Origin of the sequence: Blastococcus haudaquaticus (assembly GCF_900230285.1) — a bacterium.
GTDB classification, from domain to species: Bacteria; Actinomycetota; Actinomycetes; order Mycobacteriales; family Geodermatophilaceae; genus Blastococcus_B; species Blastococcus_B haudaquaticus.
The window spans coordinates 17,590-32,364 of sequence record NZ_OCNK01000007.1; the positions used below are offsets into that span (position 1 = coordinate 17,590).

Here is a 14,775-nt window from a genome sequence, read left to right on the forward strand (position 1 = left end):
GGACGCTGTAAGCAGTGCGTCGAGGGATTCGCTGGCCCGTATGTGCGCCCATCAGAGTCGTGCTCCCAGGACTGGCAATCCGCCACGGCGCTCGCTCGCTAGGCAGGCAGATGTGCGCCGCTACAGGAACAGGACGGTCCACGCTAGTACTCAACGAGCGCATACCGCGGATAATAGCGATAGAACCGTCGATAGGTCTCAACCTCGTCCGCAGTCAGCCCTGGTGGCCGGCTCCTCGCTGTGCCGTTTGGCAATTCAGCGTCGAGGAACGCCAACTCCCTAGCCGTAAGCACTGGCAGCTCGATACGGATGGCGTCAACAGTCGGACTGAAGCAAGAAGAAGCCTCCCATTTGCACGCATCGACAGCGTCGGCAAGATCGGAGGAGAAGAGAAGCCCGCCGACTGTGAGCATGCGCGCACCGTCACGATACTCGAAATTGAAGAGCTGACGATAGCGCAAATCATCGCCTCGCCCGGCTACAGTGGCTTTGATGCGCTCATCCACGATCCGCCGAGCAACTGCAGCATTCGACCACCCCGTTAGATCGGCTTCGCGAGTACCGATCGGCACAGCTTCGGGTCCGATCCGTTCGGCCAGGGCCTTGAGGCGACCGGTAGCGGTTGCACCAGTCTCGTCCTGCTGAGCGTTCACGGTAACAATCAGGACAGTTGGGGATGACGCCCTGAGGGCCACGTCATCGATGTCCCCAAGCATTTTTCGATCCAACTTATGGGTATAGTCCAGCCAAACGATACTGGGAATTTTCAGATCTACATCGTTCAGTCGCTCCCACGACTGCCCGCGCAACAATTCGATAGAGTTGAATGGTTTGTTGAACTCACTGCGCTTGAAGATGCTCGCGCTCGACTCGATACTCACCATCTTGTCAACGCCGAGAGCTCTGTGGATCAAAGTAAAGTCGACGAAGTGATGGGCGCCGAACCCGACGTACTGCACCTCCGAAAGGGGGTGTAGGCGATCAAACCGCCGTAACGCCTCCGTTAACATCAGACGTTCCACGTGCTTTGCAGGGCGCACTCGGTAGTCCGGAGAATCCGAGGTCATTCGACTTCGGCCTCGTAAAAGTAGTCGAACGTCGCGAGTCCCACTTGGCTGGCGCTGGTCAAGTTCAGCGCGACCTGGGCCTCGTCCATTCGTGCGCGCAGCACTCGATACTGAACACTTATCGTCTCAGCTCTAGCTCCCGCGGATCGAGCCACCGATACGTCGAACTTGTCCCTAAGTGGGATGCTAGATAGTGCCACTGATTTGGCTTCGCGGATAGCTTTATTGAGCGGGCCGGCCCCCCGAGGAAAGGCCTCGAGCTCCTTGTCCGCCTCGTCAATGAGGCTTATGACCTGCCGCATCAAAGGGATCATTCTCTGTAGCAGTGTTCGGTAGACGAGAGTGTTGGGATCAACGCTGGTTTTGGTGGTATTCCAAGGCAGCAGCCCGGGCGTGTCGGTGCTCAGAAAAGCGTAGCCTCTAAATCGACGATACTGTGGATGGTAGAGGGGAATGGTTCCGCCGGCTGCTCGGCCCCAACCTGTTAGCTCACTCTTGTCGGCATTGACGACCAGGCGGTCGTTACAGTAGACGTACCATCCTGAAGTTGACTGCTCGCCACTATCGGAAAGTCCCACGAAGATCGACGCCGAAACGGTGCCTTTCGGCAGGTCGATGGCGAATTTCTCGTGGGCAGGCGAGACGAGCGAGGAACGCAGGAGCAGTGGGCGGCGACGGGTAACGTTCTTTCCGTTTATGAGGATGGACAATCCGAGATCAAGCGACGCCTGATGCTGGTCGCCGATCATCACGGCGAGCTGGTTGTGCAGGGATCCTAGAGCGAACTGTTCCGCAACCCCGGGGTAAAGTTGCTCCACTCGAACCCGCGTGAACCTGTCCGTCTCGGGCACCTCGCGGTCCAAGTCTTCTTCATACTCGGTAAACTCGAACTGCCAGGGACTCTCTTGACTGTGCTCCCAGGCATCGACGTCCACGGTCATGGAGAAATAGGACTTGCTCGACCGCGACTCTACGGTGAATCTGCGCCCCATCTTGAAGAGGGCTCTTTTCATCCCGACCCCGAATTCGCCAACGGAGCCCTCGACGCCAGGGTGGTCTTCCTTACGCCCGAAGTTGAAGACATACTTCTGAGCGTGCTTCGCGTCGATGCCACCGCAGTTGTCATGGACCTCGAAGAAGTCCCTTGACATGCTCAGGTCGACGACCAGGTCGCCGTAGGCATCAGGCCCTTGATCGTGTCGCAACTCTCGCGCGCCATCAACGGAGTTGTCGATCAAGTCCACGATCGCATCAACCAACTGGATGTCACGAACCAGCATCGATATGAAGAAGCGCTTGGTTGGATTAGCGTCGATCTTCGGGAGCGATCGCGTAGCCACGTATGTCCCTTCCTGGATGACGCTAACTAAGCTCGCTTCCTACACTAGCCCTTCAGGGCCCGCACATGCCGCACCACACGCAGGGTGTCAAGCCTTGCCGGTCGGCAACCTAGTGCAGCAGTCGGCGCCGAGGGATTACGAGATGTGGTCAGGTCGAGCGCAGCGAAAGCGAGGGCTATGGCGCTTCAGTGATCGCGAGGGGACGGCGCAGGAGCTAAACTCCGCATGTTGTAGACGACCTCGGACCGGGACTCGGGTCTCGTGATGCGAGGTCGTCTACTTCAGGCGTACTTGTCGAAGCCCGACCTCGGCCCGGTCCTGGCCAGTTCCCCTCGCCGCCACATCCAGAGCTGGTGGCATCTTTGACACTTGAACCACTTCGCATACTCGACAATACGTTCGCCCAAGCCCACGAGAGCAAGGACTCCTTTACAGTCTGGACAGGGCTCAGGCCGCAGTTCGGCATGCGCCTCGTCTTCACGCCAGAGAAGGCCGCACTCGGGGCAATCGAACCTAACGCCCGAGCGCAAGAGGCGCTTGGCTCTAGGACCCGGGGGCGGGATGCTCATCGGCACTCTCATCCTCTTGTGCGGGCAGAGGAGCAAGCATGGCCACCGGCCTTCCGCGCTTAGTCAGGTACACAGGCACGCCCGTCGCGCAGACCCTTTGAATCAGCTCTCCAAGCCCCTGTCGCGCCTCGAAAAGTGGCACCTCGACAGGCCGGTCACGCATCACGCCGGTTTCCTCCTCGTTCGCACCAGCTGCTCAACGCGGGAGGCAGCAAGGGCTGGGGGCTCATGTTCCCAGACTCGGAGGGGAACCCACCCCGCGTCCCTCAGCAGCCGGTCAGTCTCCTCGTCACGCTCGCGGTTCCGATCGATCTTGATCGCCCACCACTGTGCTCTCGTCTTCGACGGTACGTAGTGCTGCTCACAGCCGTGCCAGAAGCAACCATCAACGAAGACAGCAACCTTCTCGGAAGGAAAGACCAGGTCAGCCGTGCGCCTCACCCTGCTCAGCGGACGCGCCGAGACCCGGTAACGAAGCCCTCTGGCATGAACGGCCCGCCTCACCGCCAGTTCGGGCTTGGTGTCGCGGCTGCGATTGCCGACCATGACCGACCGGGCTCGGGGACTCGATGCTCGCTCGGACCCTTGGCTTGTCCACATCCTTCATCGCCTCCCGCGTTGTGTCACAGCGAGCCGCTACGGTCGACACCGATGAGCATGACCGATGCACCAGCCCCGCGTCCCCTCGCCATCGATCTCTTTGCTGGAGCCGGCGGGCTCTCGCTCGGCCTCGAGCAGGCCGGTTTCGATGTTGTCACCGCCGTCGAGTACGACCCAGTTCACGCAGCAACCCATGAGTTCAACTTCCCGCAAACCAAGGTGCTGTGCGCGGACGTCTCAGCTCCTCTCACAGCCGAGCGCCTCCGCGCCGCCGTACGCGAGGGTCTCGCTCGCCATGGGCGAGACGCCTCCGACTGGAACGGGGAGCTCGATCTCTTGGCTGGCGGGCCGCCCTGCCAAGGGTTCTCCCTAATCGGTAAACGCCTCATCGACGACAAGCGAAATCAGCTCGTCTTCCACTTCTACCGCCTTGTCGTAGAGCTAAGGCCCCGATACTTCATCATGGAGAACGTTCCAGGCATGGCAAAGGGGGGGCACGCCAGCGTACTGTCCGAGCTCATTTCGGAGCTCGAGGATGCTGGCTACCACTTTTCCGATCACGCGAAGTTCCGAGTCCTGAATGCCGCCGACTTTGGGGTACCCCAGGAGCGGCATAGACTATTCCTGATCGGGACTAGGAACGATCAAACACGTACGGCGGAGCCACCCACCGCAATAGTCAAGCCCGTACCAAAGCGGGCAGGAACACCCGGACGAAAGCGCCTTGAGCTCGCGACCCCGTCGAGTGTGATGCTACCGACCGGTCCCACGGTTGGCGATGCGATACTCGACTTGCCTGATCTTGACACTTTCGATGAGCTAAAGAGCTGCGACGCGGTCACGCTCACTCCAGACGAGATCGCCGCCATGAACGGCACAGCTAGCAGCTACGCCCGCAGGCTGCGAGGCTTAGATTGGGACTTGCAAGACTTTAGCTATGCCCGAGTTTGGGACCCCACATTGCTCACGAGCTCCATGCGTACAGTTCACACGGAAAAGTCGATACTGAGGTTCCACAAGACCGACCCCGGCAACACCGAGCCGGTTAGCCGCTTCTACAAGCTCGACCCAGAGGGGCTCTGTAACACCCTTAGAGCAGGGAGCGGCAGCGAAAGGGGAGCCTTTACTTCTCCCCGGCCGCTTCATCCGCTACTTCCTCGCGTGCTGTCTAACCGCGAGGCAGCGCGACTGCACTCATTCCCCGACTGGTTCCGAGTGCATACCACGAAGTGGCATGGATTCCGGCAGATCGGGAATGCCGTAGCACCGCTCGTTGGACGGGCTGTCGGCGCCGCTGTAATGCGGGCACTTGATGTGTCCCCATACAAGCCGGAGCAGGCCTTGGAGCTTGGTGACTCAAAGCTGCTGACGATGTCGATGTCCCGAGCGACGGAACACCTGGGAGCGGATACGGCATTCATCCCCGCTAAGCGGAAGCGAGGCGCTCTGCCGGGTGAGTCGAACTTGGAAGCGCAGACCGCTGCCTCACTCGGCGTCGCGACCGATGGCGATGCAGCACCCCCGTCAGAACCGAACGCTCAGCGGAAGGTGGCCGCGCGCATATAGGTTCGCGTGTGGATTGGTCGCAATGCTGGTTTCGTGTGCAGCCGCAGGGCGTCACCTCGATCACCCATGCAAGCAAAAGTCTCGCTCGAGCCGGACGGCGGTCCTGCCGCCATCAGAGCTTTAGTGCCCTGCTCGTTTATACTCCCGGCACAGATGGCTTCAGCTCGATAATGCCTTCCGATGCCACTTCCAACTGCTCCTCTTCGGTCTCGGCGGGCTCGAATTCGACGGTCCAAATTTTGGATGTGTCGACAATTTTTACGCCGAAAGGGATCACCCTTGCTCCCATCTCGGTAGCCGCACTAGTAGCCTGGAGTGCCAGTGCGGCCCGCCGCACCTGCGCAGGCCAAAGCTGCTCGGATCGGCTCTTAACTTCGACGGAGACCAGCCATAGGGCACCGTCGAAATCAGTTAGTGAGTATGCCGCGTCAACCTCGCCGCCGCGCAGTTTGATTCCCGTTTGTAGAAAGTTGACCTCCACTACGCTTCTCGCGCTGAAGACGGCGAAGTGGGTCTCAACAACTGCCAGTCTCTGAGCCACCTGCGCCACCCAGTTCTCGTCTGAGCGCCCTAGCGCTTTCGTCGCGACTGGAATGGATAGCGACTGCACCGTAACGGCGCGCTCGAGGGCGGAGTCTGAGGGCTCCATGGCCTTTTTGAAGGCGGTGGTCTGACCAGGGGGCAGAGGCACGAACCTGAACGAGGCCTTGTTCCCAGCGCCGATTGCGTCCTCGCCCGTCCAGCCAATGGCGAGAACGAAGCTAGGCCAACTCAATTCTGGATTCTTCCTTGTGAGATCTTTCCAGAAGTTGGCGGGATTGTTCTTGCTCAGATCAGCCCCAGTCTCGTCGATAGCCACGGTGATGTCGTCGAAGAACACGACGGCTTTATCGGCATCTATTGTGCCCGTTTCCGTGTTGTACCTTTGTCGAAACAGATACTCGATCACTTGGGTTTTTTCGCTCGCCATACGCGCCACCGTCGCAAGGGTTCTCACTGTGCGTCGCGCGACGCGCCGGGGGGCTGTCCGCGCAGCAAACGACATGGCTAGCCAGCCCCAGCAGTCCCACCCGCCACCGCACGGCAGCACGCAGATCTGCAAACGAGCCACGGTAGGCCGGATGGCCGCCCGGGCTCTACGTCACCGAACGCCGCATGGACCACATCTGGGAAGGTCGCTCAAACTGCATGGCGACGTCCCAGGCCACCGCCCCGTTGACGACCTCCTTGCGAAAGTTGCCGACCGCTACCCGCGCCAGCTCCGGGTCCGCCGCCACCCGCTGAGCTAGCTCGATCGCACGGTCCTCGACTGCCACGTCGTCCACGGACTCCCAAGCCAGACCGAGCTCGACGGCCTTGTCGCCGTTGATCTCCTCGCCGAACAGGGCCATCGCGGCCGCGGCCTCGCGGCCGATCAGGCGCGACAGGATGACGAAGTGGCCGCCGCCCGGGTGCATGCCGCGCTTGAGGAAGCCGGCCAGCAGGCGGGCGTCCTTCGCGACGATCCGCAGGTCGGTCGCCAGCAGCATGTTCATGCCGGCGCCCACGGCCGACCCACGCACGGCGGCCACAGTCGGCACCTTGACCTGGCCCAGCCGGTAGAAGGAGTCGTAAATCCTGCCCATGCCCTCGTAGGCCTCGGGCGCCGCCGGATCCTTCCCTGCGGACGTCAGGGTCGCGATGTCCCCACCGGCGCAGAACGACTTCCCCTCCGCCCGCACGACCAGCGCGCCGACCTCGGGCTTGGCGTCGACCTCGTCGAACGTGGCGATCAGCTCGTCGGCCATCGCCGGCGTCAGCGCGTTGCGGCGGTCCGGGGCGTTCAGCGTCACGATCGCGACACCGCCGTCCACCTCGAGCAGCACTTCACCGGATCTGGCCACGAGGCCACCTTCCTGCCCAGGGGACCGGCCCCGACGCCGGCACCACCTTCCTGACAGGCATCAGACCACGCGACCGCACCGACCCGCGCAGGCGGTCAGCCCTGCGCGACCACCGTCGCCGACTCCACCAGCCGGCACAGCGCGTTCACCTTCCGCAGCTGGTCCGGCGTCCGCACCGGCGCGTCGAGCAGCAGTGGGCTCAGCACCACGCATGCCAGCGCCTGCGCCCGCGACACCGCAACGTTCAACCGGTTCGGGTCGTACAGGAACGACACACCCCGCGGCGCCTCGTCGGCGCTGGTGCTGGTCATCGAGTAGATGACCACCGGCGCCTCCTGGCCCTGGAACTTGTCCACCGTCCCGACCCGCGCACCGGCCGGCAGCGCCGCCTTGATCAGCGCCACCTGCGCGTTGTACGGCGCCACCACGAGCACGTCCGACGGCCCGATCCGCGCCTCCTTGCCCAGGTGGTTCCGCCAGATCGAGCCCTGCACCGACCGCCACAGCCGCGCGACGGCGTCCGCCTCCTGTTGGCTCTTGTCCGCGCACGTCATCACGTGGTCAACCGGCACCACCCGTAGCCCGCTGCCCGACAGCGGCCCCTCCCCCAGCACCGCCACCCGCTCGCGACCGTGCGCCGACTCCAGCCGGCCCTCGTAGGCCAACTCGGAGACAAACCGCCGGACGTCCGGGTGCATCCGGTACGACCGATTGAGAAACACCCCGCGCTCCGGCGGGATGGTCGCGTGTCCCTCCAGCAGGTGCTCCAGCGCCGAGGCGCCCGACTCCCCCGGGTGCACCGCCTGGCTCGGCTGGGCCAGCTGCTGCGGGTCGCCAAGCAGCACCATCGACCGCGCACCCCGTGCCACTGCGACCGCATTCGCCAGCGAGAACTGCCCCGCCTCATCGACCACCAGCACGTCGACAGCCTGCGCCACGTCCGCCCGCGTCCAGAACCACGCCGTCCCGCCGACCAGGTTCACGTCGCCGGCCAGAAGCCGGTCGGTCACGACACCGTTGTCCGACGACCAGGCCACGTCGTCCGAGCCGCAGTGCTGGCTCTCGTCGCACTTCTGCAGCGCCGGCCGCCCGACCGCCTTCAGCAAATTGCCGATGACGGCGTGCGAGGTGGCCGTGACGCCGACCTTCTTCCCGGCGTCCAGCAGCTCCCGGATCAGCGCCGCGGCCGCCGTCGTCTTGCCGCTCCCCGGCGGCCCCTGGATTGCCAGCACCTCGCCATCGAGCGCCAGCCCGAGCCGCACGATCGCCTGGGTCGTCGACTCCCCTTCGCGCAGCTGCGTTCCCGCGGGAACGCGCCGCTCGACGAGCGCCCGGCCGAGGCAGTCGCGGCCGGCCAGCACGTCCTCCCCCGTCGCCTGGATCGCCTCGCGCAGGCTCTTGGTGTTGAGCGGCCCGCCCGGCCCGAGCCCGCGCGGCAACGGCGGCTCACCAGCGGTCGTCTTGAGCACCAGCCGCCCGGCGGTGGCGTCGAACTCGAAGACCTCGCCGACCTTCTTCGCGGTGTCCACGTCCAGCGCCTCACCGGTGGAGACCTTCGTGTCCTGCACCGGGAACGAGTACTCGTACAGGTGGCTCTTCTTTTCCGGCCGCAGGTACTGGACGAAGGTCAGCCCGCCAAGCGCCGTCCCGTCGCGCTCGAGCTCCTCCGCGTCCAGGTCCTGCAGCCGGTAGACCTCCCACCACGCGGGACGGTCCTCGCGGCGGTGCCAGCCGACGAGGTCCCCGAGAAGCTCATGGCCGGCGTCGTGCAGCCGTTCGGTCAGCTCCTGCTCGACGGCCTGCACCGCGGTGACCTTCGCGTCCGGCGCCTTCAGCTCAACCGTGGGCCGGGGCAGCGAACCGTGCTGCGACTCCAGCTCGGCGCGCTGCTGCTCCAGCCAGTCGTGCAGCTCGCGGGTCGAGTCGACGTCCTCCTTGTTGTACGACTCGATCGCCGCCAGCTTCGCGGCGTCGCCGTCCTGCAGCCACTGCTCGTAGACGAGCACGCTGCCGAGCCCGCTGGCCACCTCGCCCTCGTGCGACCGGCCGTAGAACGCCTCGACCTTCTTGATCGAGTACGACTCCTTGCTGATCCGCATCGACTGCCGGACGACGGGATAGAGGTCGACGAACCGCTCCTCGCGCAGCAGCTGGTCGAGCTCCGCCTCGCGGACGCCGTAGCCGCCGGTCAGCTTTTTGAGCGCGCTCACCTCGTACGGCGCGTAGTGGTAGACGTGCATCGCCGGATCGGCCTGCGCGGCGGCCACGATCCGGTCGATCAGGTCGGCGACCATCTGCTTCTCCGCTAGGCGGTCGTGCGCCCACAGCGGCGTGAAGCCACCCGCCCGATCGCCCAGCCCGGCGAGGTACTCGATGCCCGCGCCGTCCTCGAACCAGGGGTCGCCCTCGAAGTCGAGGTACAGGTCGCCCAGCGACGGAGGCGGCAGCCGGAGCAACCCCAGGCCGGCGACCGGAGGAAGCAGCGTCCGCGACGACTCCCCCGTCCGCCGCTCCTTGAGCTGCTCGGCCGCCTGCTGCTGCAGCCGGGTGCGCGCGTCGGCACCGATGCCCGACGTCTTCAGTAGTTCCGGCGACGCCGTTGCCAGCGCCTCGAGCATTGGGATACCCGCCGCCCGCAGCAAGTCGCGGTGGTCGCCGCGCATCCCGGCGACCAGGCCGAGGTCGTCGGCCTGCCGCAGCTCGCCGTTGCACCGCTCGGCCCAGCGGCACTGCTCGCAGTAGCCGATCGACGAGGGGCCGGTGAAAGGCGGCGCCTCGACGAAGGTCTCCAGCCGGGCCCGCGCCCGCCGGGCATACGCGGCGACGTCGATCAGGCGCCACGGCCGCGACTCGCCGTCCCCGGTGACGACGTGGATGAACTCCGGCGCCACACCCTGCAGCTCCGTCAGCCGCTCGGCGTAGGTGGCCATCTGCAGCAGGGCGCCGACCTTCAGCTTCCGCGCCAGCTTGGTGTCGGCGATCTCGTACGACCACGCGCCGAACACCGGAGACGGCCGATCAACGCGGAGCAGGAAGTCGGACTGCCCGCCCCAGGCGCCATCGAAGAAGGTCCCCTGGTAGACGACGTCGAACCCGCGGCGCATCGCCTCGACGGTGTCGGCCTCCGCTCGGCGGCGGCCGTCGGCGTCGAAGACGGTCTCGATCCGTGCGATCGACTTCCCCGAAGCCGCCAGCGACGCGAGGTACCGCTCCTCGTGCGCCATCCCCCGGTCGAAGACGAACTGCAGCTCCTCCGTGGTCTCGACGTCCGGTGCCGCCCACTCCCCCGCGGCCACCCCGAGGTCGAGGCGGGACAGATGGGCGCACTCCTGGTGGGCGGTCAGGTCGGTCGGGCTCAGGACCAGCCGCCCATCGAGTCTCTGCATTGCCCCTACCTCCCGATAACCGTCGTCGCCGACTTGCCGGACGTTCCTCGGACGAGCCCGCCTCAGCGAAGGCCTACTGGAGGGGACTGACACGACGAGGGGTCGCGATGCCCTGCCGTCACCCGGCCGATTCGATCGCGAGCGACTTAGGCGCTCCCCGGACCGGCCCTAGGCCGTGTCGCTCTCCCGGCCGTTACCTTCGTCCTCTACGAGGTGCCGCAATTCCTCGACCAGGCTCGAGTCGTACACGACGTGTCCTCGATCGAAGGTCTTGAACGCCACGCCTTTGCGATCGTCGAGGCCCTCTGCATAAGCGACCTCCTGTTGGTGGCAAGCGGGGCATGGACGAAAGACGACCAGCGGCGTCATGTCCATAGGGCCATCTGGAGTTAGCAGATAGAACGTGTCTTCAGCCAGCGCCGTCGGGCTCGTGAACGTCATGACGTCAAAGTCCGGGTGATCTCCCATCCCCTTCGCTGCCCGGATTTGGAAGTCTCTTTCCCGTCGCTGCAGCTTCGAGTCATTGACCAAGATCCAAGTCACCCCGCCGAGGAAGCCAGCGTTCGATAGTGCTCGTTCGAAGAGCGGGTAGACCTCCTCGAGTCGCTGGGAAGCCTCCAGTTGGTTGCGCGGGCCCCTGCCGTGTGCCCAGCGGTTGCGCTCCTTGGCGAGATCCTGCAAGTCAGAGACCAGTGGGGTGCCGACCTTTCCCGACCGCAGCGCCTCGGCCATCCCGGGGAGTGCGTGCGGATGTCCTGCCATGGGACCCTGAACAGAGCGAGCCGCGTCCGTCCAGACGCCCCACGAGACATTGCGCTGGAAGGCTCTCTGGAGCTTGCGTAGTTCGGTTGTCGTCACGCCATACCGCCGAGCCCAGAGAGTCGCGGAGATGCCCAAGACCGTCGAGATCGCCTCCGCCGCCCGAAGAACCGCTTCGTACGTTTCCTTCATGGTTGGTGCCTGCTGCACGATGCGAGCCGCACGCGCAATCGGATAGGGCAAGTCGTGACGCGCCTGCGACAGGATTCCCGAGTTCCGGACTCTGGTGAGGTCAAGGGCGCCGATCGTCACCGGTCCGACCGCAGGGCGTCCCTCTTCGACATGAGGCGATACCCCCGGGGGTTCTGCCGATAGGGCGTTGCCCCTCTCGATCAGGTCCGCGGGGCGCGCAGAACTGGGTGGAGGGACTTGTTGTTCCTGCGGTGCCGCCGGCGCTGAGCGTCCCGGCGCGGACTGCTGAGCGGGTCCCCGACCACCGGAAACCTTCTTGGATGGCGAGTACCGGCGACTCCCGGAGACACTCCCCCCGCCGCCGTCAGGCACCTGCTGTTCCTGCGTGGTCGCTGCCGATCTACGGAAGCGCACGCGCCTGACAAGAAGGCGCAGGTAAGCGGGAAAGAATCCGAACAAGACTCCGAAGACGACGGTAGCGAGCAGCGCGTCGGCCCAGCGGGGCAGTGACGTAGTGCGCGCAGTTTCCTCTGCGGGAAAAGCGATGGAAAGCCCCGCAATGACCATCAAACCCACGGTCCACCAGACCAGCCAATCTCGCTGCGGCGGCTTATCGAACAGGCCAAGCAGTGCGTTGACCTGCTTGGGCGGCCGCCCGCGATCGGGGTCCTGCGCGAAGCTCATCTCGGCACAGTAGGACAGGGCGGGGCGTGCATCTGGTCGAATGGGCTACTCACTGCACGAGGTCCCGAGGTTGTCTGACGTCCTCCTGCGGCTACCACCGACGGTCGGCCCCCCCGCATCCGGCCCGGGCGGCGACGTAGTTCAACGCACCGGTCGCCTGGACGTCGGGTGCCGCCCTCTCCCCCGCGGCCACCCCGAGGTCGAGCCGCGTCAGGTGGGCGCACTCCTGGTGGGCGGTCAGGTCGGTCGGGCTCAGCACCAGCCGCCCGTCGAGTCGCTGCATCGCCCAGTACCTCCCAATCGCCGCCGTCCGGCTGCCCTGGACGACTGTGCCTCCCCGAAGGGATAGCGGACGCCACTGACGCGAAAAGGTGGCGCCAGGCTGATTTGGCCCGGCACCACTTGTTCGATGCCCTACTGAGCCGGCGACGGCGGCCTCACGTGTGGGCTACTCGCAGCCGACGCCGTCCCCCTCGCGGTCCAAGTGGCGGCCGTAGCCGGGATCTCCGATCCGAACCGGAGCAGCCCCTGCAGCCCGGGCGGCGTCGCAGTTTTTGAAGTGCGTGCTGGCCGGCGGGTTCGCCACCGGGGGCGCCACCACCTGGGGCGCAGGCGCGGGCGCCGGGGCCGGGGCCTTCGGCACCACGGGCGCAGGGGCCGGCGGCTTCGGCGCAACAGGCTGCGGCTTCGGCGCTTCAGGTGCGAGAGCCGCGGTCGTCGGTGCCGGCAGCGGAGTCGTCGGAACCGCCGACGTGGTTGCTGCCGGCGCTCGGACAGCAGCCTCGGACGGCTTCTCACTCGGCTCGGCGTCAGTTGCGGCCTCCGTGGCCGACGCGGCCAGCGTGGGAGTGTCGCCCCCGGCCTGGATCCCGGCGACGACACCGCCGCCGATCACGCAGAGGACCAGCACACCCGCCCCGGCCATCACGCTCAACTGCGCCTTCGGCTGCAGACGGCCGAAGGCCATTCGGGCTCGGGAAGCGAGCGTCGTCGGCTTGACGCGGCGGAAGGTCAGCTCCGTCCGCAGCAGTCCTTGGTCTCGGCTGTCGAGTTCCCAGCCGTCCGTCCTCCACTTCGCGATCGCCTTGGCCTCGCTGCCGCGAAGGGTGTGCACGGAGGTGAATTCGTACTGCACGTCGTCGACCACGGCCGGGACCGTAAGCACGGTGAACGGCGAACCGGGGATGCCGCTCGGCCGGCTCCGAACCATCTACCTCCCTCGAGACCCGGCAGGCGCACCGAGCCCCTGACGCCCCACCGGTGCCAGGGCCGCCGCGCCTCCGGCCCCGTTAGAATCGACGCCGTTCAGAACGTGTAACTACCTGCTGTCGGCCTCGCTGACGGATCAAGGCGGCACGCCCGATCCGCAGAAGCACCGAGGTCATGACGCTCCCCCGACTCACCGAGTCCCCGCTCGTCCGCTCCGCCGGGCCTGCCTACTTCCCGCTCGCGTTCGTCGCGCGGCTGCCTTTCGCGATGATGGTGGTCGGCGTGCTGACGCTCGTCGTCGCCGAGCGCGGATCGGTCACCCTGGGCGGCCTCAACTCCGCCGCCGCCGGCCTGGGCACCGCCTTCGCCGGCCCGCTCCTCGGCGCCGCCGTCGACCGGTTCGGCCAGCGGCGGGTGCTCGTCCCCGTGGGGCTGCTCAACGCCACCCTGCTGGGCGCCTTCCCGTTGGTCGTCGCGGGCACCGCTCCGGACGCTGCCGTCCTCGCGCTGTCGGTGCTGATCGGTGCCAGCGCGCCGCAGGTCGCCCCGCTGTCGCGCACCCGGCTGGTCGCCCTCATCGGGCGCACCATCGCACCCTCCCGCCGCGAGAAGGTCCTCAGCGGCACCATGGCCTACGAGTCCGCGGCCGACGAGACGGTGTTCATCGTCGGCCCGTTCCTCGTCGGGCTGCTGGCCAGCGCGATCGCCCCCTGGGTCGCCATCGCCGGCGCCTCAGCTCTGACGTTCGTGTTCGTCACGGCGTTCGCCCTGCACCCCACCGGCCGCGTCCACCTCGACCCCAAACGGGCCCCCGAGACTCCGGCGCCCGTCCGCGAGCTGGTCCGGTTCCCGCTGCTCACCGTCGTGGTGGGCACGCTCGGCGTCGGCATCTTCTTCGGCGCCACCCTCACGAGCCTCACCGGCTTCCTCGCGCAAGACGGCAGCGGCGACCGCGCCGGGCTGCTCTACGGCGTCATGGGCATCGGGTCGGCCGTCCTCGCCCTGGGCGCGGCCGCACTCCCCGCGCGGTTCCCGCTCCGGGCCCGCTGGCGGACCTTCGGCTCGGTGCTCCTCGCCGCCGCGATCGGCTACGCCTGCGCGCGGTCGGTCGGTGCCCTCGCCCTCGCCCTCGCCGTCCTCGGGCTCGGCATCGGCCCGACGCTCGTCACCCTCTACAGCCTGGCCGCGCAGCTGAGCCCGGCCGGCCGCTCGGCGACCACCATGACGATGCTCGGCTCCGCCGTCGTCGTCGGACAGGCGCTCGCCTCGGCCGCGACCGGCATCGTCGTCGACTCCCTCGGCCCCACCACCGCGCTCGCGCTGCCCGCCCTCGCCGCCGCGCTCGTCGTCGGCGCCGGCATCGCGCACCGGGCGCCGACCTCGGAACCCGTCGAGCACCCGGAGCTCGTCCCCGCCTGAGCCGAGCCGGACGCGTCGGCACCCATTGACAGCCCCCCGGCGCCGAGAAGCATGACCCTCGCGGCGACGCCGCCGGGGCGCCGCCCGCCATCCCGAGAGGA

At 66.3% G+C, this 14,775-nt stretch carries 12 protein-coding genes; 2 read left to right on the forward strand and 10 right to left on the reverse strand.

From position 1 onward, the window contains the following. Nucleotides 1-143: 143 nt before the first annotated feature. The 4 genes from CRP30_RS20520 to CRP30_RS20535 all read right to left on the reverse strand — a co-directional run bounded on the left by CRP30_RS20520 (nt 144) and on the right by CRP30_RS20535 (nt 3,576). Complete coding sequence (locus CRP30_RS20520) at nt 144-1,067, reverse strand: O-methyltransferase (RefSeq protein WP_369406770.1); 924 nt, start codon at nt 1,065-1,067, stop codon at nt 144-146. Then, on the reverse strand, nt 1,064-2,407 hold the full coding sequence (locus CRP30_RS20525; RefSeq protein WP_097185893.1) for an ATP-binding protein: 1,344 nt from the start codon (nt 2,405-2,407) through the stop codon (nt 1,064-1,066). The genes CRP30_RS20520 and CRP30_RS20525 overlap by 4 nt, the downstream gene beginning before the upstream one ends. A gap of 543 nt (nt 2,408-2,950) precedes the next feature. Continuing rightward, the gene (locus CRP30_RS23385) at nt 2,951-3,139 is read right to left on the reverse strand and encodes a type II toxin-antitoxin system Phd/YefM family antitoxin (RefSeq protein WP_369406771.1); all 189 of its coding nucleotides are present in this window, start codon (nt 3,137-3,139) and stop codon (nt 2,951-2,953) included. Next, entirely contained in the window at nt 3,139-3,576 is a 438-nt protein-coding gene (locus tag CRP30_RS20535) for a very short patch repair endonuclease (protein WP_097185895.1), read from the reverse strand. The genes CRP30_RS23385 and CRP30_RS20535 overlap by 1 nt, the downstream gene beginning before the upstream one ends. A gap of 51 nt (nt 3,577-3,627) precedes the next feature. Between CRP30_RS20535 and CRP30_RS20540 the strand changes: the two genes are divergently transcribed. Continuing rightward, entirely contained in the window at nt 3,628-5,142 is a 1,515-nt protein-coding gene (locus CRP30_RS20540; protein ID WP_200814886.1) for a DNA cytosine methyltransferase, read from the forward strand. Between the two features lie 136 nt (nt 5,143-5,278). Here the strand turns inward: CRP30_RS20540 and CRP30_RS20545 are convergent, their stop codons facing one another. The 6 genes from CRP30_RS20545 to CRP30_RS20570 form a co-directional block, all read right to left on the reverse strand. Then, nucleotides 5,279-6,121, reverse strand: a complete 843-nt coding sequence (locus tag CRP30_RS20545) for a hypothetical protein (protein WP_143278516.1) — start codon at nt 6,119-6,121, stop codon at nt 5,279-5,281. 157 nt (nt 6,122-6,278) lie between these two features. Then, nucleotides 6,279-7,025: an enoyl-CoA hydratase/isomerase family protein gene (locus CRP30_RS20550; protein ID WP_097185897.1), complete on the reverse strand. Its 747-nt coding sequence runs from the start codon at nt 7,023-7,025 to the stop codon at nt 6,279-6,281. A 95-nt stretch (nt 7,026-7,120) separates the two neighbouring features. After that, the gene (locus CRP30_RS20555) at nt 7,121-10,411 is read right to left on the reverse strand and encodes a TM0106 family RecB-like putative nuclease (RefSeq protein WP_097185898.1); all 3,291 of its coding nucleotides are present in this window, start codon (nt 10,409-10,411) and stop codon (nt 7,121-7,123) included. A gap of 168 nt (nt 10,412-10,579) precedes the next feature. Beyond that, complete coding sequence (locus CRP30_RS22365; protein ID WP_143278517.1) at nt 10,580-12,046, reverse strand: hypothetical protein; 1,467 nt, start codon at nt 12,044-12,046, stop codon at nt 10,580-10,582. A gap of 91 nt (nt 12,047-12,137) precedes the next feature. Continuing rightward, complete coding sequence (locus tag CRP30_RS20565) at nt 12,138-12,329, reverse strand: hypothetical protein (protein WP_097185900.1); 192 nt, start codon at nt 12,327-12,329, stop codon at nt 12,138-12,140. A gap of 165 nt (nt 12,330-12,494) precedes the next feature. Then, nucleotides 12,495-13,193, reverse strand: coding sequence for an excalibur calcium-binding domain-containing protein (locus CRP30_RS20570; RefSeq protein ID WP_235003593.1), 699 nt, complete (start codon nt 13,191-13,193; stop codon nt 12,495-12,497). A 236-nt stretch (nt 13,194-13,429) separates the two neighbouring features. On the opposite strand from CRP30_RS20570, the gene CRP30_RS20575 reads away from it, so the two are divergent. Then, a complete protein-coding gene (locus CRP30_RS20575; protein ID WP_097185901.1) occupies nt 13,430-14,674 on the forward strand; it encodes an MFS transporter in 1,245 nt (414 codons plus the stop codon). Nucleotides 14,675-14,775 lie beyond the last annotated feature (101 nt).

Excerpts from the sequence above, each read along its gene's own strand:
- CRP30_RS20520 (WP_369406770.1), bottom strand. The coding sequence starts at position 1,067 with ATGACCTCGGATTCTCCGGACTACCGAGTGCGCCCTGCAAAGCACGTG.
- CRP30_RS23385 (WP_369406771.1), bottom strand. The coding sequence starts at position 3,139 with ATGCGTGACCGGCCTGTCGAGGTGCCACTTTTCGAGGCGCGACAGGGG.
- CRP30_RS20535 (WP_097185895.1), bottom strand. The coding sequence starts at position 3,576 with ATGTGGACAAGCCAAGGGTCCGAGCGAGCATCGAGTCCCCGAGCCCGG.
- CRP30_RS20540 (WP_200814886.1), top strand. The coding sequence starts at position 3,628 with ATGAGCATGACCGATGCACCAGCCCCGCGTCCCCTCGCCATCGATCTC.
- CRP30_RS20555 (WP_097185898.1), bottom strand. The coding sequence starts at position 10,411 with ATGCAGAGACTCGATGGGCGGCTGGTCCTGAGCCCGACCGACCTGACC.
- CRP30_RS22365 (WP_143278517.1), bottom strand. The coding sequence starts at position 12,046 with ATGAGCTTCGCGCAGGACCCCGATCGCGGGCGGCCGCCCAAGCAGGTC.
- CRP30_RS20565 (WP_097185900.1), bottom strand. The coding sequence starts at position 12,329 with ATGCAGCGACTCGACGGGCGGCTGGTGCTGAGCCCGACCGACCTGACC.
- CRP30_RS20575 (WP_097185901.1), top strand. The coding sequence starts at position 13,430 with ATGACGCTCCCCCGACTCACCGAGTCCCCGCTCGTCCGCTCCGCCGGG.